The 23,105-nt window shown below is 72.9% G+C and carries 15 protein-coding genes; 5 read left to right on the top strand and 10 right to left on the bottom strand.

Going from position 1 to position 23,105, the window contains the following annotated elements:
* The 6 genes from J7523_RS04845 to J7523_RS04820 form a co-directional block, all read right to left on the bottom strand.
* A partial coding sequence (locus J7523_RS04845) for an alpha-amylase family glycosyl hydrolase (protein ID WP_291882944.1) occupies window positions 1-1,163 on the bottom strand: 1,163 nt, incomplete at its 3' end.
* A 93-nt stretch (window positions 1,164-1,256) separates the two neighbouring features.
* On the bottom strand, window positions 1,257-2,111 hold the full coding sequence (locus J7523_RS04840; RefSeq protein ID WP_291882941.1) for a substrate-binding domain-containing protein: 855 nt from the start codon (window positions 2,109-2,111) through the stop codon (window positions 1,257-1,259).
* A gap of 31 nt (window positions 2,112-2,142) precedes the next feature.
* The gene (locus tag J7523_RS04835; RefSeq protein WP_291882938.1) at window positions 2,143-4,686 is read right to left on the bottom strand and encodes a glycoside hydrolase family 2 TIM barrel-domain containing protein; all 2,544 of its coding nucleotides are present in this window, start codon (window positions 4,684-4,686) and stop codon (window positions 2,143-2,145) included.
* 41 nt (window positions 4,687-4,727) lie between these two features.
* Window positions 4,728-5,549, bottom strand: a complete 822-nt coding sequence (locus J7523_RS04830; RefSeq protein ID WP_291882936.1) for a carbohydrate ABC transporter permease — start codon at window positions 5,547-5,549, stop codon at window positions 4,728-4,730.
* Window positions 5,546-6,514, bottom strand: coding sequence for a sugar ABC transporter permease (locus tag J7523_RS04825; RefSeq protein WP_291882932.1), 969 nt, complete (start codon window positions 6,512-6,514; stop codon window positions 5,546-5,548). The genes J7523_RS04830 and J7523_RS04825 overlap by 4 nt, the downstream gene beginning before the upstream one ends.
* Before the next feature lie 11 nt (window positions 6,515-6,525).
* Window positions 6,526-7,860 carry an ABC transporter substrate-binding protein gene (locus tag J7523_RS04820; RefSeq protein ID WP_291882929.1) on the bottom strand — a complete coding sequence of 445 codons (1,335 nt, stop codon included), beginning with the start codon at window positions 7,858-7,860 and terminating at the stop codon, window positions 6,526-6,528.
* 202 nt (window positions 7,861-8,062) lie between these two features.
* Here J7523_RS04820 and J7523_RS04815 point away from each other — a divergent pair, with 202 nt between their 5' ends.
* A complete protein-coding gene (locus tag J7523_RS04815; RefSeq protein ID WP_291882926.1) occupies window positions 8,063-9,301 on the top strand; it encodes an ROK family transcriptional regulator in 1,239 nt (412 codons plus the stop codon).
* 4 nt (window positions 9,302-9,305) lie between these two features.
* Here the strand turns inward: J7523_RS04815 and J7523_RS04810 are convergent, their stop codons facing one another.
* Genes J7523_RS04810 through J7523_RS04800 form a run of 3 tightly spaced genes read right to left on the bottom strand, consistent with a single transcriptional unit; the run spans window position 9,306 to window position 14,346 of the window.
* Window positions 9,306-10,586 carry an aminoglycoside phosphotransferase gene (locus J7523_RS04810; protein WP_291882923.1) on the bottom strand — a complete coding sequence of 427 codons (1,281 nt, stop codon included), beginning with the start codon at window positions 10,584-10,586 and terminating at the stop codon, window positions 9,306-9,308.
* Entirely contained in the window at window positions 10,583-12,361 is a 1,779-nt protein-coding gene (gene treS, locus J7523_RS04805; RefSeq protein WP_291882920.1) for a maltose alpha-D-glucosyltransferase, read from the bottom strand. Before treS ends, J7523_RS04810 begins: the two co-directional genes overlap by 4 nt.
* Window positions 12,358-14,346, bottom strand: a complete 1,989-nt coding sequence (locus J7523_RS04800; RefSeq protein ID WP_291882967.1) for an alpha-1,4-glucan--maltose-1-phosphate maltosyltransferase — start codon at window positions 14,344-14,346, stop codon at window positions 12,358-12,360. The genes treS and J7523_RS04800 overlap by 4 nt, the downstream gene beginning before the upstream one ends.
* A gap of 304 nt (window positions 14,347-14,650) precedes the next feature.
* On the opposite strand from J7523_RS04800, the gene glgP reads away from it, so the two are divergent.
* Together glgP and J7523_RS04790 are read left to right on the top strand one after the other, a co-directional pair.
* Window positions 14,651-17,224 carry an alpha-glucan family phosphorylase gene (glgP, locus tag J7523_RS04795; protein ID WP_291882917.1) on the top strand — a complete coding sequence of 858 codons (2,574 nt, stop codon included), beginning with the start codon at window positions 14,651-14,653 and terminating at the stop codon, window positions 17,222-17,224.
* Between the two features lie 41 nt (window positions 17,225-17,265).
* Entirely contained in the window at window positions 17,266-18,921 is a 1,656-nt protein-coding gene (locus J7523_RS04790; protein WP_291882914.1) for an FAD-binding dehydrogenase, read from the top strand.
* Window positions 18,922-18,931: 10 nt separating this feature from the next.
* Here J7523_RS04790 and glgX read toward each other — a convergent pair whose 3' ends face one another.
* Window positions 18,932-21,133: a glycogen debranching protein GlgX gene (gene glgX, locus J7523_RS04785; RefSeq protein WP_291882911.1), complete on the bottom strand. Its 2,202-nt coding sequence runs from the start codon at window positions 21,131-21,133 to the stop codon at window positions 18,932-18,934.
* A 103-nt stretch (window positions 21,134-21,236) separates the two neighbouring features.
* On the opposite strand from glgX, the gene J7523_RS04780 reads away from it, so the two are divergent.
* The gene (locus J7523_RS04780) at window positions 21,237-22,019 is read left to right on the top strand and encodes an electron transfer flavoprotein subunit beta/FixA family protein (RefSeq protein ID WP_291882909.1); all 783 of its coding nucleotides are present in this window, start codon (window positions 21,237-21,239) and stop codon (window positions 22,017-22,019) included.
* Between the two features lie 36 nt (window positions 22,020-22,055).
* Window positions 22,056-23,042, top strand: a complete 987-nt coding sequence (locus tag J7523_RS04775; RefSeq protein ID WP_291882907.1) for an electron transfer flavoprotein subunit alpha/FixB family protein — start codon at window positions 22,056-22,058, stop codon at window positions 23,040-23,042.
* Window positions 23,043-23,105 lie beyond the last annotated feature (63 nt).

Genomic DNA, 23,105 nt, shown 5'->3' with positions numbered 1-23,105 from the left:
AGGAAGTTGCGCACCTCGACGCGGCCGAAGTTGAAGACGTACGTGCCCCAGTCGGGGTGCTCGCCGAGCAGCGGGTCGGGGTGCTCGTAGAGCGAGGTGCCGTCGAAGTGGGCGAGCGACCACTCGTCCTTCGGGAAGTGCGCGGGCACCCAGTCGACGATGACGCCGATGCCGGCGCGGTGCAGCGTGTCGACGAGGTAGCGGAAGTCGTCGGGGTGGCCGAACCGGGACGTCGGCGCGAAGTACGACGACACCTGGTAGCCCCAGGACCCGCCGAACGGGTGCTCCGCGACGGGCAGGAACTCGACGTGCGTGAAGCCGAGGGCCAGCACGTACTCGGTGAGCTGGCTGGCGAGCTCGCGGTAGGACAGGCCCTGCCGCCACGACCCGAGGTGCACCTCGTAGATGCTGAGCGGTCCGGTGTGCGGGTCGCGCTCGGCGCGGGCGGCCATCCACTCGTCGTCGGACCACTCGAAGCGGGACTCGATCACGACGGACGCGGTCGCGGGCGGGACCTCGGTGCCCTGAGCCAGCGGGTCTGCCTTCTGCCGCCAGGATCCGTCGTGGCCGAGGATCTCGAACTTGTAGCGGGCGCCGGCGGTCACGTCGGGCGCGAAGACCTCCCAGACGCCGCTGTCGCCGAGCGAGCGCATCGCGTGGACCGCGCCCTGCCAGTGGTTGAAGTCGCCGACGACGCGGACGGCGCGGGCGCTCGGGGCCCAGACGGCGAACGACGTGCCGTGCACCTCGCCCAGGACTCCTGGGTACGAGCGGACGTTGGCGCCGAGCACCGTCCAGAGCTGCTCGTGGCGGCCTTCGCGGATCAGGTGGCGGTCGAGCTCCTGGACCGTCGGCAGGAAGCGGTACGGGTCGTCGGTCAGCGTCGCGTGGCCGCCGTACGTGACCTCGATGCGGTAGTCGGGCACGTCCGTGCCGTCCAGGACCGCGACCCAGATGCCGTCCTGCTCGTGCCGTGCGGCGACGCGGGTGTCGGGCGTGATGACCACGACCTTCTCCGCGAGCGGGCGCAGCGTGCGGATCGTGACGCCACCGTCGCCGACATGCGGGCCGAGGACGCCGTGGGGGTCGTAGTGGGCGCCCTCGGCGACCGTGCGCAGGGTGTCGGGATCGACGGGGACCGGGGAGGGCGCGGCCTGGTTCATCCCCCTACCCAACCACCCGGAGAGGGTGCGTGCAGGTGGACCTGCCGACGAATGCGCCGGTCATGGCCCGGAGAGGGCGCGCGGCGCCGCCCGTCAGGCCGGGGGGCGGGGAGCGGCGGCGGTGCTGCCGCGGGTGATGAGGCGCGGCAGGGGCGCGGTCGACGACACGACGGTGCCGGACGCCAGCAGGTTGAGCACCGAGTCGGCGACCTGCACCCCCATGCCGTGCACGTCGAGGCTCATCGCGGACAGCGGCGGGTGGGACAGGCGGCACAGCGCCGAGTCGTCCCACGCCAGCAGCGAGAGCTGCTCGGGGACGGGGATGCCGAGCTCCGCGGCGACGCGCAGGCCGGCGACGGCCATCACGTCGTTGTCGTAGATGATCGCGGACGGTGCGGAGCCCCGGCCGAGCAGCGTGCGCGTCGCGCGGACGGCCGACTCCTCGCCGTAGTCGCCCTCGATGACGCTGCCCTGCGCACCGAGGCGGGTGCACTCGGTGACGAACGCCTCGGTGCGGGCCTGGGTGTGCGCGAGCGAGTGGGGCCCGGACACGCGGCCGAGGCGCACGTGCCCGAGCCCGACGAGGTGGCCGACGGCGTCGCGCATCGCCTGCGCGTTGTCGATCCACACGTGGGAGAACGGCATCTCGCGGGTCGGGCCGCCGACGACGACCGTGGGGATGCCGAGCTCGAGCAGCACGTCGAGCCGGGCGTCCTCGACCTCGAGGTTCACGACGACCACGGCGTCGACGAGCTTGCCCTCGCCCCACCGGCGGTACGCGCGGATCTCGGCCTCGTGGTCCGGCACGACGTGCAGGAGGAGCGAGCGGCCCTCGGTCGCGATGGACTCCTCGATGCCGGCGATGAGCTCCATGAAGAACGGCTCGAGCCCGAGCATGCGCGCAGGCCGCGCGAGGACCAGGCCGACCGCGTCCATCCCGTGGGTCACGTCCGCCAGCGTAGTGGCGGGGCGTCGCAGGTCAGCGCGGAGAGTCGGTGAGGTCACGCGCGGCGCCCGCGGACGGGGACGTGGGCACGCGCGGGACGACGACGTCGTTCGCGCTGCGCAGGACGGGGTGCCGCGTGAGCGCCTCGGGGTCGAATCTGCCCTCGGTGCGGACGTGGAAGCTCACCGTGCTGCCGGCGGGGATGTCGACGACGGCGTCGTCCACGACCGCGGCCGGGTCGAGCCGGTCGACGAGCAGCGTGACGCCGCGAGCGAGCGACGTCGCGCGGACGTCGACGCGGTAGCCGTCCTGCTCGGGGCTCACCGTCGCGCGCAGCGGCGCCGGGTCGAGGAGCAGGTCGACGTCCTCGGCCCACGTGTGCACGGTCGTGACGTCGCCGAGCCGGGCGACGAGTGCCTCTGTCGTGGTGTCGTCGGCGACCGCGACCCCGTCGGGCAGCGCGAACAGGCCGACGGACCAGGCGCCGACCGCGAGCCCGAGGTCCACCGAGTGCAGGACGGTGCCGTCGAGCTGCTGCCGGGAGACGTGCACGGTGCCCTGCCAGATGGCGGCGGTGTCGTTGACGACCGCGAGCATCAGGCGACCGTCGCGCGGCTGCACGGTGAGCGTCCGAGGGCGGTACGCGTGCGTGAGCGCGTACCACAGCGGCTTGGGTCGCTCGTCGCCGTCGACCGCCGCCCACGACGTCACGGGCCAGCAGTCGTTGAGCTGCCAGACGATCGCGCCGGCCGTGCGGGGCCACCACGAGCGGTAGTGCTCGATCGCGAACTGCACGGCCCGGGCCTGGTTGAGCTGAGTCGCCCAGTGCCAGTCGGCGAAGTCGTCGGGCACGCCGAGGTGCGGCGCGAGGCCGCGGTCGAGCTTGCCGTTGCCGTCGTCGGCCTTCTGGTGCAGGAGGAACGCGGGGTCCTCCTTGGTGAGCTCGCCGCCCGCGACGGGGTGGACCGCGCGCGTGAGCGTCGCCCACGTCGGCGGTGCCTGGAAGCCGAACTCGGAGCAGAACCGCGGCACCTCGTCGCGGTAGACCGTCCAGTCGACGCGGTTCCACACCTCCCACTGGTGGTGCGTGCCGTGGTCGGGGTCGTTCGGGTGGACGTCGTCGAACGCGAAGCCGGGGGAGTACGGCGAGCCGTCGCTGTACGGGCGGGTCGGGTCGACCTCGGCGACGAGGTCGCGCAGCAGCTCGGTCGCGTAGCGCAGGCCCCACGTGCGGCCGTCGAGCAGCTCGGGCCAGCCCCAGTCCATGAAGCCCCACAGGTTCTCGTTGCCGCCGTTCCACAGCACGAGCGACGGGTGCGGCGTGAGGCGTGCGACCTGCTCGCGGGCCTCGGCCTCGAGCTCGTCCCAGACCGGCTGCTCCTCGGGGTACGCCGCGCACGCGAGCAGGAAGTCCTGCCAGACGAGCACGCCGCGCTCGTCGCACAGCTCGTAGAAGTCCTCGGACTCGTAGATGCCGCCGCCCCACACGCGCAGGAGGTTGAGGTGCGCGTCGACCGCCTGGTCGATACGGCGCGCGAGGCGCTCGCGGGTGATCCGGGTGAGCAGGTGGTCGTCGGGGATCCAGTTGGCGCCCTTGACGAAGATGGGCCGGCCGTTGACGCGGAACGTGAACGGGGTGCCGTCGTCGTCGGGGGTCGTGTCGAGCTCCACCGTGCGGAAGCCGATGCGGCGGGTCCACATGTCGAGCGCCGAGACGCGGTCCGAGTCGGGGTCGACGAGCGCGACCGTGAGCTCGGACAGCGGCTGGGCGCCGTGCCCGACCGGCCACCACAGCGGGGCGTGCGGCACCTCGACGGTGACCACCCCGCTCGACGAGCCCGCGTGCAGCGTGGTCGTCGACTCCGCGCCCGCGACGCGCGCTCGCACCACGAGCGGGACGTCCGACCCCGCCAGCCCGGAGCGCTCCACGTCGACGTGCACCGCGACGACGCCGGTGCCCTCGCCGTCGACGGTGACGAGCGGGCGCACCCGCGCGAGCCGCGCGACCCGCCAGCGCTCCACCCGCACCGGTCGCCACAGGCCCGCCGTCTGCAGGTCCGGCCCCCAGTCCCAGCCGAACGAGCACGCCATCTTGCGGACCATGTTGTACGGCTGCGGGTACGGCGACGGGCGCGAGCCCAGCCGGGCGGCCTCTTCCTCGGCGTGCTCGAGCGCCGACCGGAACGCGACGCGCAGCCGCTGCGTCACGGGCCTCACGAGGTCGCGCACGTCGAACCGGTACGAGCGGTGCATGTTGGCGGTGCGGCCGAGCTCGTGCCCGTCGAGCGTGATCGTCGCGACCGTGTCGACGCCGTCGAGCACCAGGTCGACGCGCTCGTCGGGCGCGGGAGCCGCGAGGTGCAGGTCGCGCTCGAACACCCAGTCGGTGCGGCGCATCCACGCGAGCGTCTCCTCGTGCCGGTCGAGGTACGGGTCCGGGATGAGACCCGCGTCGAGCAGGGCGGTGTGGCTCGTGCCGGGCACGTGCGTGCGGACGCGGCGGCCGACGAGGTCCGCGGGGACCGGGCCGGCGACGGCCGCGACCGTCCAGCCGTCGTGCAGGTCGTGCGTGTTCATGTGGGGAGCTCCAGGTTCGAGGGGCCGAAGGGCTGTGCGGACTACTTCGTGGCCCCTTGTGTGAACCCGTTGTAGATGTACCGCTGGAGGAACAGGAAGAGCACCAGGATCGGCACGATCGTGATGACGACGCACGCGCAGATGGCTTCCCACTGCGAGCCGTACGGTCCCTTGAACGCGAACAGCGCCGTGGAGATCGGCAGCTTGTCCGGGTCGTTGAGGTACAGGTACGGCAGGAAGAACTCGTTGTAGATGCCGATGCCCTTGATGATCACGACCGTCGCGATCGCGGGCTTGAGGTTGGGCAGGATGATCTGGAAGAAGATCCGCAGGTGCCCGGCGCCCTCGATCATCGCGGCCTCGTCGAGCGAGCGCGGGATGCTGCGCATGAACTGCACGAAGATGTAGATGGACACGATGTCGGTGCCCATGAACAGCAGGATCAGCGCCCAGCGTGAGCCGTACAGCCCGAGGCCGTTGATGATCTGGAACGTGGCGACCTGCGTCGTCACGCCCGGGACGAGCGTCGCGAGCAGGAACAGCGCGAGCACCACGCTGCGTCCGCGGAACCGGAACCGGTCGAGCGCGTACGCCGTCGCGGCCCCGATGAGGATCGTGCCCGCGATGGCGGCGACGAAGATGAGGGCCGTGTTGACGAACGCGAGCGCCATGCCGCCGCGCGTGAACGCGAGCACGTAGTTGTCGACGTTGAACCAGTCGGCCGGGGGCTGGAACGGGTTCGTCGAGAGGAACTCCTGGTTCGTCTTGAACGACCCGAACAGGATGAGCCCGAGCGGCAGCAGCGTGACGATCGACGCGACGACGAGCGTCAGGTACTTGGCGGTGCCGGCGACGGCCTTCACGTGAGGTCCACCTCCTCCTCCGGGACGAGCCTGCGCTGGAGCCAGGTGACCAGCAGGACGAAGGCGAGCAGCACGACGGCCATCGCCGACGCCAGCCCGACGGTGTTGCGCTGGAAGGCCATCCAGACGGTGCGGATCACGAACGTCTCGGTGCCGTTGGCCCCGTTCGTCATGACGAAGGGGATCTCGAAAACGGACAGCGAGCCGGAGATGCCGAGGATGAACGCGAGTCCGACGATCGGCCGGATGGACGGCAGGATGATCGACCAGAACTCGTGCCAGCGGTTCGCGCCGTCGAGGGCCGCGGCCTCGTAGATGTCCGAGCTGATCGACTGGATCGCGCCCAGGAACATCACGAACGTCAGCCCCGTGTACCGCCAGACGGAGACCGCCGCGAGCGAGTAGTTCGCGATGTCCGGGTCACCCGTCCACTGGTGGATCAGGCTCTCCAGGCCGGTGTTCATCAGGACCGTGTCGAGACCGCCGCCGGGCTTGAGGAAGTTGAGGAAGATCAGGCCGATCGCGACCCCGTTGATGAGGTACGGGAAGAACAGGATGCCCTTCCACAGGTTCCGGAACCGGACCTTGAACGACAGGATCGTCGCGAAGTACAGCGCGAGCGCCATCTGCACGAACGAGCCCACGACGTAGTACAGCGAGACGAAGAACACCCGCAGGTTGTCGGGGTCCGTGAACACGTCGACGTAGTTGTCGAGCCCGATGACGTTCTTCGTCTTGTCCAGGCCGTCCCAGTCGGTGACCGAGTACCAGAACATGGTGACGACGGGCGTGTACGTCAGGAGCAGCAGGAGCCCGACGGGCACCAGCAGGAACAGGTAGGGCGTGAGCCGGCGGTACCACGCCGAGCGGCGGCCCGCCCCACCCGGGACCCGGGTGGGGCGAGCCACGTCAGGCTCGGACGCGGCCGCGATCACGGGGCCGAGGCCCGTGGGTGCGGACGTCATGGTGCGCGACCTCAGCTGTCGACGTCCGCACGACCCTCGGCCCACTTGCCGTTGAGGTCGTCGAAGATCTGCTCCTTGGTCCTGGAGCCGGAGCGGGCGTCGTCGATGATCTGCAGGCGGTACTTCGGGTCGGTGGTCACGATGCCGGACGCCGTGTCGATGTCGGCGAACAGCGACTCCTTGCCTGCGGGCGCGGCGTTCATCGTGAGGAGCTCGACGCTCGACATGAAGTCCTCGAGCGCAGCCGGCACCGGGCCGTCGACGAGCGGCGAGAGCCCGACCTGCGACTCGGAGTAGCCCGAGTCGTGGTTGAACCAGTCGATCCACGCGCGCGCGGTCGCCTTGTTCTTCGAGTGCACGTTGATGCCGAGGTTGTAGTCACCGCCGGCGACCGTGTGGAACTTGCCGTCGACCTGGACGGGGACCGGCATGTACGCGATGTCCGCCGGGTCGGCGCCCGCGGCCTCGCCGGCCGCCATCATCTGCGGGATGGCCCAGGAGCCGAGCGCCATGGTGGCGATCTCGCCCACGCCGATCATGCGCTTCGACCCCTCCCAGTCGGTGGTGGTCGGGTCGGCCTCGGTGAGCTTGCGTGCGACGGCGTCGTAGATCGTGCCGTCGATGACGCCGTAGTCGGAGTCCGCGGTCCACGGGGTGTCCGTCTGGGTCATCTTGTTGAGCGCGTCGGGGTCGGCGGTGACCGCGCCGCGCCAGCCGTCCCACTGCGACAGCGCCCAGGAGTCCTTGTAGTTCGTGTAGAGCGGCGCGACCTTGGCGACGCCCTTGTCCTTGATGGTCTGCAGGTCGTCGAGGAACTCCTGCGGGGTGGTCGGGAACTCCGTGATCCCGGCCTCCTCCCAGACGCGCTTGTTGTAGAGGATGCCCTGAACGTTGCCGACGACCGGGATGCCGTAGGACTTGCCCTCGAAGGACTTGTCGTTGAGCCAGCGGTACTCCTTCTCCATCTCCGCCTGGTCGCCGAGCGGCTCGAAGAAGTCGGGGAGCTGGTCGGGGGTCACCGAGCCGGGGATGGCGAGGACGTCGCCGTAGTCGTCGGTGTTCATGCGGGTCTTGACGGTGCCCTCGTAGTCCTTGACCCCCTCGACCTTGACGTCGGTGACCTCGGGGTACTTCTTCTTGAACTCGGCGACGTACGTGTCGAACGTGCCGTCCTCGACGAGGTCGGTGCGCCACGTGAGGACGCTGATCTTCCCCGAGGGGGTGCCGTCGGCGTTCGCGCTGCTGTCGTCGCTGCCGCCGCCGCTCGAGCACGCGGCGGTGAGGGCGAGGACCGTTCCGGCGGCCGCGAGGGCCAACGACCGGGGACGTCGGTGGTGAGGGAACATCTGTGATCCTCTCGTCGTGCCGGCACCTCCGCGTGCCGGACGGTCTGGAGGGGCGTCGTTGCCGGTGGGTCGGGGACCCTGCTCCGTGTGGCATTCTTAAGCAAGTGAACAAAGTAAGTCAACGGGCGTGTCGTGCCCGAATCGGTCCGAGCCCGGATCGTTAGGGTGGGCGCGGCGCGTGCATCGAACCGAGGGAGGACCCGTGAGCAGCTCGCAGGCCGGGCTGGGGGCCGCGCACGCGACCAGCCGCGCCGCGATCCTCGACCTCATCCGCGCGACGGGCACGATCAGCCGGGTCGAGCTGACCCAGGCCACCGGCTTCACCGCAGCCACCATCTCGACGGTCGTCCGGCGGCTCATCGACGACGGTCTCGTGCTCGAGGTCGGCCGCGCCGAGTCGACCGGCGGCAAGCCCCGGATGCTGCTCGAGCTCGACCCGATGGCCCGCTACGCCGTCGGCGTCCACCTCGACCACGCCGGCATCACCTACGTCATCGCCAACCTCGGCGGTGCGATCGTCGCGCGCTGGAAGCGCCCCGGCGCCGGGGCGGACGACCCGCGCGAGGTCGTCGCCCGCATCGGCGGCGAGATCGCCGCGACCGTCGCACGCGTCGGCGTCGACCCGGCCCGGCTGCTCGGGCTCGGCGTCGTGTCGCCCGGTCCGATCTCCGCGTCCACGGGCATGACGCTCACGCCGCCCGTGATGCAGGCCTGGACCGAGTTCCCGCTCGCCGCCGCGCTCGAGGACGCCGTCGGGCTGCCCGTGCTGCTCGACAACGACGCGACCGCCGCCGCGATCGGGGAGTACTGGTCGGGCGGCATCACGTCGGGCGCCGCGTTCGCCGCGCTCTACATGGGCACTGGCATCGGCTCGGGCATCATCGTCGACGGCACCGTCTACCGCGGGTCCAGCTCCAACGCCGGCGAGGTCGGGCACATCTGCGTCGACCTCGACGGGCCACCGTGCTGGTGCGGGAGCATCGGCTGCGTCGAGGCGCTCGCGGGCCCCGCCGCCGTGGTCGCCGCCGCCCGGGACGCGGGCGTCGAGCTGCCCGGTCGCGGGGTCGCGGAGGACTTCGCGGTCCTCGCCCGGGCCGCCGCACGCGGCGAGGAGGAGCCCATGCGGATCCTGCAGCGGTCGGCCCGGTACGTCGGCGTCGCCGCGCAGACCCTCGCGAACGTGCTCGACCTCGAGCTCGTGGTGCTCACCGGGCCGGCGTTCGCGCTCGCGGGCTCGCTGTACGTCCCGGAGGTCGAGCGGCGGCTCGCGCAGTCGTTCTTCGCGCGCGGCAGCCACCCCGTGCGGGTCGCGATCTCGACGAACGCACCCGAGGCGGCCGCCGTCGGCGCCGCGGCGCTCGTGCTGCAGAGCGAGCTCGCACCCCGGCAGGCGGGCATGCGGATGCCCGAGCGGTCGCTCGAGGTGCCGACGGGAAGCTGACGCCTCAGGCCGGGCCGAGCAGCCGGTCCAGGCCGGCCATCGGGATCGGCACCCACGTGGGCCGGTTCCGGGACTCGTACACGACCTCGTACAGCGTCTTGTCGAGCTCGAGCGCCCGCAGCAGCACCGGGGTGGGTGCCTCGTCGGTCGCCGCGGCGTAACCCTCGAGGAGCGCGGACCGGGCGTCGGCGGTCCACGCGGCGGCCGCGTGACCCGTGAGACCTCCGACCGCGGCCGCGTAGTCGAACGAGCGCAGCATCCCGGCGACGTCGCGCACAGCGAGGTCCGGTCGCGTGCGGTGCTCGAGCGGTGCCGCGGGCTCGCCCTCGAAGTCCGTGACGAACCACCGGTCCGTCGAGCGCAGCACCTGGCCCAGGTGCAGGTCGCCGTGCACCCGTTGCCGGGGCGGCGCGATCGGCAGCGCACGGACCTCCGCGAGCACGCCGTCCACCGCGCGCGCGAACCTCGCGAGGGCCGGGACCGCGGACGTCGCCCACGCGAACCTGCCGGCCAGCGCCGCGGCGACCGCCTCGGGTCCGTCCTGCGGGCTGGTCGTCGGGTCGGTGCCGAACCCGCGCACGAGCGCGGTGTGCATCGTGGCGACCACCTCGCCGAGCTCGGCGGCCAGCGGGCCGAACGACTCGCCGCGCTCCGCGTACCCGCACGCCAGGACGAACCCGTCCTGCGCCTGCGGCACGAACGCGCTGAGCACCCCGAGATAGCCGTGGGCCGTCGAGCCGTCTGGGGTCGGCCAGTCCGCCTCGACCCAGGCGAGCGGCTCGGGCACGTGCGTCCAGCCGACCTCGACGAGCTTGCGGGGCACCTCGACGTCCGGGTTCTCGCCGGGCTGCAGCGCGCGCAGCACCTTGAGGATGGCCGCGGGACGTTCGGACCCGAGGATCACGGAGGTGTTGGACTGCTCGCCGGACACCGTGCGCGCCGTCGCCGGGTCCGCGGCGGTTCCGGGGCCGTCGGCCGCCGCGAGCCACGCCCGCACGAACGCCGGGTGCGCGGCTCCGTCGAGCACCACGCGGTCGCCGAGCACGCCGATCGCGTCGTCGGGCACGCCGTCGTCCGCACGTGCGAGCACGAGCGGGACCTGCAGCAGCGCGTCGATCGAGCCGGCCCGCACGCGCACGAGCACGTCCTCGACGCCGTCTGCGAGCACGCGCCGCTCGACGACCGACAGCGCGGCCTCGGCGCCCTTCGCCGGGTACCAGCGGCGGGCGGGGAGCCAGTCGCGCAGCAGCTCGACGAGCCGGTCGTCGTCGTGGGAGACCGTCACGGTGCCGTCAGCTCGAGCCAGTAGAAGTCGCGCGACCCCAGCGTGAAGAACGCCGTGCCCGCGTCGGACACCGTCGCGAACTCGGCGCCGCCGAACACGTCCTTCATCGACCAGCCCGCGAGCTCGGGCAGCTTGAGGGTCGCGGCCCGCGCCGTCGACGCGAGGTTCGCGATGCACAGCAGGGTCTCGTCCGCGGTGGTGCGCAGGAACGCGAGCACCGCGTCGTTGTCCGACGACACGACCTGGAAGTCGCCCTTGCCGAGCGCGGGATGGCGCCGCCGGACCGTGAGCATCCCGCGGATCCAGTGCAGCAGCGACGTCGGCTGCGCAAGCTGCGCCTCGACGTTCGTGTGGCTGTAGTGGTGCACCAGCGACTGGACCAGCGGCAGGTAGAGCTTGCCCGGGTCGGCCGTCGAGAAGCCCGCGTTCCGGTCCGGGGTCCACTGCATCGGCGTGCGGACCGAGTCGCGGTCCGGCAGCCAGATGTTGTCACCCATGCCGATCTCGTCGCCGTAGTAGAGGCACGGGCTGCCGGGCAGGGACAGCAGCAGCGCGTGCGCGAGCTCGATCTCCTTGCGGGAGTTGTCGAGCAGCGGCGCGAGCCGACGGCGGATGCCGACGTTGGCGCGCATCCGGGAGTCCGGCGCGTACCAGCCGTACATCGACGCGCGCTCCTCGGTGGACACCATCTCGAGCGTGAGCTCGTCGTGGTTGCGCAGGAACGTGCTCCACTGCGCACCCTTCGGGATGGGCGGGGTGTCGGCGAGGATGTCGATGATCTGCGTGGCCCGCTGGTCGCGGATCGCGTAGTAGATGCGCGGCATCACCGGGAAGTGGAAGCACATGTGGCACTCGGGCTCGTCCTCGGTGCCGAAGTAGTGCACCACGTCCTCGGGCCACTGGTTCGCCTCGGCGAGCATGATCCGGCCGGGGAACTCCTCGTCGATCATCGCCCGCAGGTCGCGCAGGAAGCCGTGGGTCTCCGGCAGGTTCTCGCAGTTGGTGCCCTCGGCCTCGAACAGGTACGGCACCGCGTCGAGGCGGAACCCGTCGATGCCGAGCCGCAGCCAGAACCGGGTGACGTCCTTCATGGCCTCGACGACGCGCGGGTTCTCGAAGTTGAGGTCCGGCTGGTGGCTGAAGAACCGGTGCCAGAAGTACTGCCGGCGCACAGGGTCGAACGTCCAGTTCGACGTCTCGGTGTCGACGAAGATGATCCGCGCGTCCTGGTAGCGCGTGTTGTCGTCGCTCCACACGTAGAAGTCGCCGTACGGACCCTCGGGGTCGGAGCGCGACGCCTGGAACCACGGGTGCTGGTCGCTCGTGTGGTTCATCACGCAGTCGATGACGATCCGGATGCCGCGCGCGTGCGCCTTCTCGATGAGCTCGGAGAAGTCCGCCACCGTGCCGTACTGCCCGGCGATCGCCGTGTAGTCGGCCACGTCGTAGCCGCCGTCGCGCAGGGGCGACGGGAAGAACGGCGGCAGCCACAGGCAGTCGATCCCGAGCCACTGCAGGTAGTCGAGCCGGTCGATGAGGCCGCGCAGGTCGCCGCTGCCCGCGCCGGTGGCGTCCGAGAAGCAGCGCAGCATGACCTCGTAGAACACGGCGGTGCGGTACCACTCGGGGTCGTCCGTCAGCCCCGGGTGGACCTCACCCGCGGCAGGCACGGTCGGCTGGCGTCGTGGCGGGAGGGCCGTCAGCGCGATCTGACCCGTGGTCGGGGCAGGCTCCCGGACCGAGACGCGGGGGAACGGCGCCTCGGGCGTGCTCACGGCGCGTCCAGCGAGACGACGTGGGCCTGGCGCACGCTCGGGTCGAACCGCACGTACACCTGCGAACCCCACGCGTACGTGTCGCCCGACAGCACGTCACGCGCCACCACGGGACGGTCGGTGGGCAGCCCGAACGCGGCCATGTCGAGCTCGACGCCGGCCTCCCGCGTGTTCCAGGTGTCGAGGTTGACCACGACGACGACGGTGTCGGGACGTCCCGTCGGCGACAGAGCCGCCGGCAGGTGCCGCGAGAACGCGAGCACCGCCGGGTCGGTCGTCGGGTGCACCCGCAGGTTGCGCAGCTGCTGCAGTGCGGGGTGCGCCCGCCGGATGCCGTTGAGCTTGCCGAGCAGCATCGCGATGCCGAACTGGTCGCCGCGCGACCAGTCGCGGGGCTTGAACTCGTACTTCTCGTTGTCGATCTGCTCGTCGACCCCGGGGCGCGGCACGTCCTCGACGAGCTCGTAGCCCGAGTAGATGCCCCACGTCGGCGAGCCCGTCGCCGCGAGGACGGCCCGCACGGCGAAGCCCCGCACGCCCGTGGCCTGCAGGTACGGCGGCAGGATGTCGTGCGTCGTCGGCCAGAAGCTCGGGCGCATCCACGCCGCCTGGTCGCCCGACACCTCGGTGAGGTACTCGAGGATCTCGTCCTTCGTGTTCCGCCACGTGAAGTACGTGTACGACTGGTGGAACCCGATCTTCGCGAGCGTCTGCATCATCGCCGGCTTGGTGAACGCCTCCGACAGGAAGATCACGTCCGGGTGGTCCTTGCGGACGTCCGCGAGCAGCCATGCCCAGAAGTCGAGCGGCTTGGTGTGCGGGTTGTCGACGCGGAACAGCGTCACGCCGTGGTCGATCCACACCTGCAGCACGCGGCGGATCTCGCGGGCGATGCCCTCGGGGTCGTTGTCGAAGTTGAAGGGATAGATGTCCTGGTACTTCTTCGGCGGGTTCTCGGCGTACGCGATGGTCCCGTCGGCGCGCGTCGTGAACCACTCCGGGTGCTCGGTGACCCACGGGTGGTCGGGCGAGCACTGCAGGGCGACGTCGAGCGCGACCTCCAGGCCGAGGCCGCGGGCGGACGCGACGAACGCGTCGAAGTCGTCGAACGTGCCGAGCGTCGGCTCGATCGCGTCGTGGCCGCCGGCCGCGGAGCCGATCGCGTACGGCGACCCCGGGTCGCCCGGCTGCGCGTCGAGCGAGTTGTTGCGGCCCTTGCGGTACGTCGAGCCGATGGGATGGATGGGCGTCAGGTAGACGACGTCGAAGCCCATCTCGGCGATCCGCGGCAGCTCCTCGGCCGCCGTGCGCAGCGTGCCGCTCGTCCACTCGCCGGTGTCGGGGTCCTGGCGGGCGCCCTGCGAGCGGGGGAACAGCTCGTACCAGGCGCCGGCCAGCGCGAGCGGACGGTCGACCACGAGCGGGTACCGCTCGGACGACGTCACCAGGTCCCGCAGGGGCTGCTGCGCGAGCGCGGCCCGGACCTCCGCCGACAGTCCGGCGGCCAGGCGGGCGAGCGGCGGGCGCGTCGTGTCGCGCAGCGCGGTCGCGGCGTCGGCGAGCACCTGGGCGCCGGCAGGGTCCATCGCCTCGTCGCCCGTGCGGGTCGCCGCGCGGGTGAGGACGCGCGCACCCTCGGTGAGCATGAGCTCGACGTCGATGCCCGCCTCGACCTTGATGGCCGCGTCGTGCGCCCACGTGCCGTACGGGTCGGACCAGCCCTCGACGCGGAACGTCCACGCGCCCGTGCGGTCGGGCACGACCCACGCCTCGAAGCGGTCGAGGCCCGGCGCGATGTCGACCATCCGGACGCGTGCGTGGTCGACGCCGTCCGGGTCGGTGAGCACGGCTGTCGCGGCGACCGCGTCGTGGCCCTCGCGGAACACGGTGGCGCGCACGGGCACGGCCTCGCCGGCCACGGCCTTGGCAGGGAAGCGGCCCTCCTCGGCGACGGGGGAGACGTCGACGACGGGGATGCGGCCGATCCGGGGGGCCGTGACGGGCGCAGCGACGGGGGTCGCGGGGGCCGGGGCGGAGGGGGTGGCGGCGGTCCCGGTGGGGGCGTCGACCGGGACCGACGACGTCGCGCGGGCCGAGGTGGGCTGCGCGGCGCTCGTGCGGCGGGCCGACGTCCCGCGTGCTCGGGACGGAGGGGGAGTCGTCACGTTCCTGAACCTATCCGCACGTCCGCCCCCCGGGCATCTGGGGCGCCCGCGCGCCGCACCCACCGCGAACGCACGCGACGCGAACCCGACCGGCGCGCGGCGGGTCTGCGTACGCTGAGGGGGCGTGAGAGCCATCCGCCGGTTCATCGTCCGCACCGTGCTCCCCGAGCAGCTCGCGCCCCTCGACGAGCTCGCGCACAACCTGCGGTGGTCGTGGCACGCGCCCACGCGCGACCTGTTCGCCGCGACCGACCCCGACCGGTGGGCGGCCGTCGGTGGCTACCCGGTGGCGCTGCTCGGCGCCCTCGACCCCGAGCGGCTCGCGGCGCTCGCGGCGGACGAGGCGTTCGTCGCCAGGGTCCGCGACGCCGCGGCGGAGCTGCAGACGTACCTGACAGCGCCCCGGTGGTACCAGCAGCAGGCCGCCGAACGGCTGCCGAGGTCGGTCGCGTACTTCTCGCCCGAGTTCGGCATCACGTCGGTGCTGCCGCAGTACTCGGGCGGGCTCGGCATCCTCGCGGGCGACCATCTCAAGAGCGCGTCGGACCTCGGGGTGCCGCTCGTCGGGGTCGGGCTCCTGTACCGCTCGGGCTACTTCACGCAGTCGCTCACGCGCGACGGGTGGCAGGTCGAGACGTACCCCGTGCTCGATCCGGACGGGCTGCCGCTCACGCTGCTGCGCGAGCCCGACGGGTCACCCGCGGTCGTCACCGTCGAGCTGCCCGGCGGCGGTGCGCTGCACGCGCACGTGTGGCGGGCGGCCGTCGGGCGCGTGCCGCTGCTGCTGCTCGACGCCGACGTGCCGGAGAACGACGAGGCGGTGCGGCGCGTGACCGACCGGCTCTACGGCGGCGGCGGGGAGCACCGGCTGCGTCAGGAGCTGCTGCTGGGGGTCGGCGGCGTGCGCGCGCTGCGCGTGTGGTCCCGGCTGACGGGGGCGCCCGAGCCCGAGGTGTTCCACACCAACGAGGGGCACGCGGGGTTCCTGGGCGTGGAGCGGATCCGTGAGCTCGTCGCGGCCGGTCTGACGTTCGACGAGGCGCTCGAGGCCGTGCGCGCGGCGACGGTGTTCACGACGCACACGCCCGTGCCCGCGGGCATCGACCGGTTCGACACCACGCTCGTCGCCCAGTACTTCGGCGGCGACAACGCCACGCCCGGCGTCCCCGTCGAGCGCGTCCTCGCGCTCGGGGCCGAGGACCACGAGGGCGGCGACCCGCTCGTGTTCAACATGGCCGTCATGGGGCTGCGGCTCGGCGGTCGGGCCAACGGTGTCTCGCTCCTGCACGGCCAGGTGTCGCGCGGGATGTTCGCCGGGCTGTGGCCCGGGTTCGACGACGTCGAGGTGCCGATCGGGTCGGTGACCAACGGCGTGCACGCCCCGACGTGGGTGCACCGCTCGCTCGGCGAGCTCACGCGGCGGCGGCTGCGGCCCGAGGAGATCACGACCGGCAGCGGCTGGCTGCGCACGGACGCGATCCCCGACGACGAGCTGTGGCGGCTGCGCGGCGCGCTGCGGGCCGAGCTCGTGACCGAGGCGCGGGCGCGGCTGCGGCGGTCCTGGCTGCGCCGCGGTGCGAGCGCCGCGGAGCTCGGCTGGGTCGACGACGTGCTCTCGCCCGACGTCCTCACGATCGGCTTCGCCCGGCGGGTGCCCACGTACAAGCGGCTCACGCTCATGCTGCGCGACCCCGACCGGCTGCGCGCCCTGCTGCTGCACCCTGAACGGCCCGTGCAGCTCGTGGTCGCCGGCAAGTCGCACCCCGACGACGACCAGGGCAAGCGCCTGGTCCAGCAGCTCGTCCGGTTCGCCGACGAGGCCGACGTGCGGCACCGCATCGTGTTCCTGCCGAACTACGACATCGCGATGGCCCAGGCGCTGTACCCCGGGTGCGACGTGTGGCTGAACAACCCGCTGCGGCCGCTCGAAGCGTGCGGCACGTCGGGCATGAAGTCGGCGCTCAACGGGGGCCTCAACCTGTCCGTGCTCGACGGCTGGTGGGACGAGTGGTTCGACGACGAGTTCGGCTGGGCCATCCCGACGGCCGACGGGGTCGACGAGGCCGACCGGCGCGACGACCTCGAGGCGGCCGCGCTGTACGACCTCGTCGAGCACCAGGTCGCCCCGCGGTTCTACGACCGCGACGACCGCGGGCTGCCCGTGCGGTGGCTTGCCATGGTCCGGCACACGCTCGCGATGCTCGGCCCGAAGGTGCAGGCCACCCGGATGGTCGCCGACTACGTGCGGCACCTCTACGTGCCGGCGACCACGGCGGGCCGCATGCTCGCCAGGGACGGGTACGACGGCGCACGGTCGCTCGCGGCCTGGAAGGCTCGGGTGCGCGAGGCGTGGGAGCACGTGCACGTCGACCACGTGGAGACGGGCGGTGTCGGCGAGGTCCCGCAGGTCGGCGACGAGCTGCACGTCAAGGCGTACGTCTCGCTCGGGACGCTCGACCCCGGCGAGGTCCAGGTGCAGGTGGTGCACGGGCGCGTCACGGAGGCGGACGAGCTCGACGGGTACGCGGTCGACGCGCTCACGCTCGCCGAGACGTACGAGGCCGGGCGGCACGCGTTCGCCGGCGACGTGCGGCTCGACGCGTCCGGGCCGTTCGGGTACACGGTCCGGGTGGTGCCGTGGCGCGAGGGCCTGACGTCGGTGGCCGAGCTCGCGCTCGTCGCGAACGCGCCCGCCTGACACCTTCTTGGACGGGCGTCCAACGTCGTACAGTCGGCCGCATGACGCACACCCACGACGTCGTGGTCGTCGGCGCGGGCCTCGCCGGCCTGGTCGCCACCGCCGAGCTGCTCGCCGCCGGGCGGCGGGTCACGCTCCTGGACGCGGAGCCCGCGGCGTCGCTCGGAGGGCAGGCGTTCTGGTCGTTCGGCGGGCTGTTCCTCGTCGACTCGCCCGAGCAGCGCCGCCTCGGCATCCGGGACTCGGCCGAGCTCGCGCTCGCGGACTGGTTCGGCTCGGCCGCGTTCTCCGACGACGGGTCCGACCGCTGGGGCCGGGCGTGGGCCGAGGGGTTCGTCGACTTCGCCGCGGGGGAGCTGCGCCCGTGGCTGCACGGCCAGGGCGTGCGCTGGTTCCCGTTCGTGCAGTGGGCCGAGCGCGGCGGCTACCTCGCGGACGGGCACGGCAACTCCGTGCCCCGGTTCCACGTCACGTGGGGCACGGGGCCCGGGATCCTCGAGCCGTTCGTGCGGGCGCTGCTCGACGCGCGGCGCGACGGGCTCGCCGACGTGCGCTTCCGGCACCGCGTGACCTCGCTGGTCACGACCGACGGGCGCGTCACCGGCGTGCGCGGCGACGTGCTCGCACCCTCCGACGTCGAGCGGGCCGTGCCGAGCTCGCGCGAGGTCGTCGAGCCGTTCGAGATCTCCGCGTCGGCGGTCGTCGTCGCGACCGGCGGCATCGGTGCCAACCACGACCTGGTCCGCGCGACCTGGCCGGCGTCGGCCGGCCGGCTGCCGCAGCGCATGCTGTCCGGCGTCCCCGACCACGTGGACGGGTCCGGCATCGTCGCCGCCCGGTCCGCCGGCGCGGCCGTGGTGCACGAGGACCGCATGTGGCACTACCCCGAGGGCATCACCAACCACTCGCCCGTGTGGTCGCAGCACGGCATCCGGATCCTCGCGGGCCCGTCGTCGCTGTGGCTCGATGCCGACGGCCACCGCCTGCCCGTCCCGCTGTTCCCCGGGTTCGACTCGCTCGGCGCGCTCCAGCACATCACGACGCGCGGCGACGACCACTCGTGGTTCGTGCTCGACAAGACGATCCTCGGCTCCGAGTTCGCGCTGTCCGGGTCCGAGCAGAACCCGGACCTCACCGGCAGGAGCGTGCCGCAGCTGCTGCAGCGCGTGCTCCCCGGGGCCGTCGGGCCGGTCGAGGCGTTCGCGGAGCTCTCCGACGAGTTCATCTGGGCGGACACGCCCGCAGACCTCGCCGCCCGGATGAACGCCCTCACGGGCACCGACCGGATCGACGCCGCCGAGCTCGAGCGGACGATCGTCGCGCGCGACCGGCAGGTCGCCAGCGGGCTCGGCAAGGACCTGCAGGTCACCGCGACCGCGATGTCCCGCCGGTTCGTCGTCGACAGGCTCATCCGCGTCGCCAAGCCGCACCGGCTGCTCGACCCCGCGCACGGGCCGCTGCTCGCGGTCCGGCTGTCCGTGCTGACCCGCAAGACGCTCGGCGGCCTGCACACCGACCTCGAGGGCCGCGTGCTGCGCCCGGACGGCGAGGTGCTGCCCGGCCTGTGGGCGGTCGGCGAGGCGTCCGGGTTCGGCGGCGGCGGCGTGCACGGGCACCGCGCGCTCGAGGGGACGTTCCTCGGCGGCTGCCTCTTCACCGGGCGGACCACGGGGCGGGCGGTCGCCGCGTCGCTGTGAGGCCCGCGCGTCAGTCCTCGAGCACGTACACCCGCATGCTCAGCGGCTCCACGACGGTCGCGTCGCCCGACGACGCGTGCAGGCCGTTCGCGATCGCCGCGGCGCGCTCGTCGCCCGGGCTCTCCCAGACGGAGTCCCAGGCCAGCCGCCAGCGGCCGGGGTGCCCGTCGCCGAGCACCACGTCGACAGCGTCGAGCGCGCCGTTGATGACGAGCAGCACGGTGTCGTCGTCGGGCGGCGCCGCCGTGCGGACCATCTGGATCGTCCGCACCGACGGGTCGTGCCACCGGGCGTGGTCGAACCGTGCGCCGTCCGCGTCGAACCATGCGAGGTCCTCGCGCCGGCCGGGCAGCACCGGGCGGCCCGCGTAGAACGTCTCGGTCCGCAGCGCCGGGTGCTCGCGACGCAGCGTGAGCAGCCACCGGGCGGTCGCGAGCAGGTCGTGCCGCCAGGTCGACAGGTCCCAGCTCACCCACGACAGCTCGTTGTCCTGGCAGTACGCGTTGTTGTTGCCGCGCTGCGTGCGGCCCATCTCGTCGCCCGCCGTGATCATCGGCGTGCCCGCCGACAGGACGAGCGTCGCGAGCAGGTTGCGGATCGAGCGGCGGCGCAGCGGCACGATGTCCGCACCGGGCGAGTCGCGCGCGACGGGCCCCTCCAGCCCGTGGTTCCAGGACCGGTTGTCGTCGCTGCCGTCGCGGTTCTGCTCCCCGTTGGCGGCGTTGTGCTTGTGGTCGTACGCGACGAGGTCGGCGAGCGTGAACCCGTCGTGCGCCGTCACGTAGTTGACGCTCGCGACCGGGCCGCGGGCGAGCGGCGGGTCCGAGTGGCCGAACAGGTCGACCGACCCCGACAGGCGCGTCGCGAGGTCGCGCACCCGGTGGCCCGGCAGGCCGTGGGCCGCCCGCGCCGGGTCGGCCAGCCAGAACGAGCGGGCGGCGTTGCGGAACCGGTCGTTCCACTCGCCGAACGGCAGGCCGAACTGCCCGGTCCGCCAGCCGCCCGGCCCGACGTCCCACGGCTCCGCGATGAGCTTGAGCGCGTGCAGGCTCGGGTCGGCCCGGGCCGCGACGAGCACCGGGTGGTGCGGGTTGAACCCGGCGGCGTCCCGGCCGAGCGTCACCGCGAGGTCGAACCGGAAGCCGTCGACGCCGACCACGTCGGCCCAGTACCGCAGCGAGTCGAGCGTGAGCCGGGTGACCTCGCTGCGCCGGAAGTCGAGGGAGTTGCCCGTGCCCGTGACGTCCGCGAGCGCCGCGGGCACCGACCCGTCGTGCGCGTAGTAGAGCGGGTTGTCGAGGCCGCGGAACGACAGGTGCTGACCGGGCAGGCCGCCCTCGCACGTGTGGTTGTAGACGACGTCGAGCAGCACCTCGATGCCGGCCTCGTGCAGCGCGTGGACGGCGGCGCGGACCTCGTCGAGCACGGCCGCAGGCCCGGCGTCCTGGGACAGCTTCGTGGCGTAGGCGGCATGCGGCGCGAAGAACCCGAGCGTGCTGTAGCCCCAGTAGTTGGTCAGGCCCTTCGCGACGAGGTGCGGCTCGGACGCGAACGCGTGCACCGGCAGCAGCTCGATCGCGGTGACGCCGAGCCCGAGCAGGTGGTCGATCACGGCCCGGTGCGCCAGGCCGGCGTACGTGCCGCGCAGTCGGGGCGGGACGCCGGGGTGCAGCTGCGTGAGTCCGCGGACGTGCGCCTCGTAGACGACCGTGCGCGACCAGGGGTGCCACGGCCGGTTCGCCGCGGGGTCGGCCCCGGGCAGGTCGCGCGTGTCGACGACCACCGAGTACGGCACGTGCCCGGCGGAGTCGCGCGGGTCGGCGGGCCCGTACGGGTCGCCGACGAGCTCGGCGTCGACGACGTGCCCGTACGTCTCCGGCCCGTAGGCGACCTCGCCGGCGAGCCCGCGCGCGTAGGGGTCCACGAGCAGCTTGGCCGGGTTGTAGCGCAGGCCGACCTCGGGGTTCCACGGGCCGTGCGCGCGGAAGCCGTAGCGCTGACCGGGACGGATGCCGGGGACGGACGCGCTGAACACGCCGTGCGCCGGCCCGTGCAGCGTGATGCTGCGCTCGCGGGGTGCCTCCTCGGGGCCGTCGAACAGGCAGAGCTCGATCGCGGTCGCGTGCGAGGCGAGGACGGCCACGTCCACGCCCTCGTCCGTGACGTGGACGCCGAGCCGCGGCGGTCGTCGGCGGGCGGGGGTCGCGTTCACCCCGTCATTGTGGGGGACGTGCGGGCCGTGCGTGGGTCGGGCGGGTTTCCGGCAGACGACACGGCGGTCCGGTCGGCGCGCGCAGGACGGTAACGTGCCCCGCGTGAGGATCGTCGTCTGTGTGAAGCACGTCCCGGACATCCAGTCGGAGCGGGCCCTCGGCCCCGACCGTCGCGTGGTGCGCGACGGCGGTGACGGGACGCTCAACGAGCTGGACGAGAACGCGCTCGAGGCCGCGCTGTCGATCGCCGAGGCGCGCGACGACGCCGAGGTCGTCGTGCTCACCGTCGGGCCCGACGACGCGGTCGACGCGGTCCGCAAGGGCCTGCAGATGGGCGCGGACGAGGCCGTGCACGTGGTCGACGACGCGATCGCCGGCTCCGACGTCATCGGCACGGCCCGGGTGCTCGCCGCCGCCGTGCAGCACGTGGGAGACGTCGACCTCGTGGTCACCGGCATGGCAGGCCTCGACGGGCTCACGTCGCTGCTCCCGACCGCGCTGGCGCAGCTGCTCGACCTCCCCGCGCTGCCCCTCGCGGCCGAGCTGACGGTCGACGGCGGCACGGTGCGTGTACGCCGCAACCTCGACCACGCGACCGAGGTGCTCGAGGCGTCCCTGCCCGCGCTCGTGTCGGTGACGGACCAGGCCAACGAGCCGCGCTACCCGAACTTCAAGGGCATCATGGCCGCCCGCAAGAAGCAGGTCACGACGCTCACGCTCGCCGACCTCGGGGTCGACGCGTCGACCGTGGGTGCCGCGGGTGCCCGGACCGAGGTCGTCGACGCCGCCGCCCGCCCGCCGCGCGAGAACCGGGTGCTGCTCACCGACGAGGGGGACGCGGGGCTGAGGCTCGCCGCGTACCTCGTCGAGCAGAAGCTCGTCTGAGCCCCGTCCCGCGCCACGACGAAGGAACCGAGAACCGTGACCACCACCGCCCCCGTGCTCGTGCTGCTGGACCACACGCCGGACGGCGCCCTGCGCGGCCCCGTCCGCGAGGTCGTCACCCTCGCCCGTGAGCTCGCCGGGAACGCCGGCGTGCTGGGCGTGTGGGCGGCCGACGCCGAGCTCGGCGCCGACGTGCTCGCCGACCTCGGCGCGCTGGGCGTCACGCGCGTGCACCGCCTCGTCGCCGACGCCGACACGCACCTGTCCGCCGTGCTGGCCGAGGCGCTCGAGCAGGCGCTCGCAGCCGCGGGTGCCGGCCTGCTGCTGACCGTCTCGTCGTTCGAGAACAAGGAGGCCGCCGCGCGGGTCGCGCTCGCCACCGGCGCGGGCGTCGTCACGGACGCCGACGGGCTCGAGGTCGTGGACGGCCGCTACGTCGCGTCGAAGACCGTGTTCGCGGGCACGTGGAACACCCGGTGCGCCGTGACCGCGCCGGTCGCGGTCGTCACCGTCAAGGCCAACGCCGTGCAGGCGAGCCCGGCCGCGGCGCCCGTCGCGACCGAGGTCGTCGACCTCGCGGTGACCGTGAGCGCCGTTGCCCGGCGCGTCACGCTCGTCGAGCGGGTCGAGCGGCCCGCGAGCGGGCGGCCCGACCTGGGCAGCGCACACGTCGTCGTCGCGGGCGGCCGGGGGACCGAGGGCGACTTCTCGCCCGTCGAGGACCTTGCCGACGCGCTCGGGGCCGCCGTCGGTGCCACGCGTGTCGCGACGGACGAGGGCTGGATCGGCCACGACGCCCAGATCGGCCAGACGGGCGTGACGATCTCGCCGCGCCTGTACGTCGGCGCGGGTGTCTCGGGTGCGGTGCACCACCGGGGCGGCATGCAGGCGTCCGGCACGATCGTCGCCGTGAACTCCGACCCCGACGCCCCGATCTTCGAGATCGCGGACTTCGGCGTGGTCGGGGACCTGTTCACGGTGCTGCCGCAGGCCGCGGCGGAGCTGCGACGCCTCAAGGGCTGACGCGTCGGCCCCTCATCACGGCCGTGAGCGCGTCCCGCTGTCGTCCAGGGTTCGCGCCCGGCG

The sequence above is a fragment of the Cellulomonas sp. genome (genome assembly GCF_017744555.1).
Taxonomy (GTDB): Bacteria; Actinomycetota; Actinomycetes; order Actinomycetales; family Cellulomonadaceae; genus Cellulomonas.
This window is presented reverse-complemented; position numbering and strand designations above follow the sequence as displayed.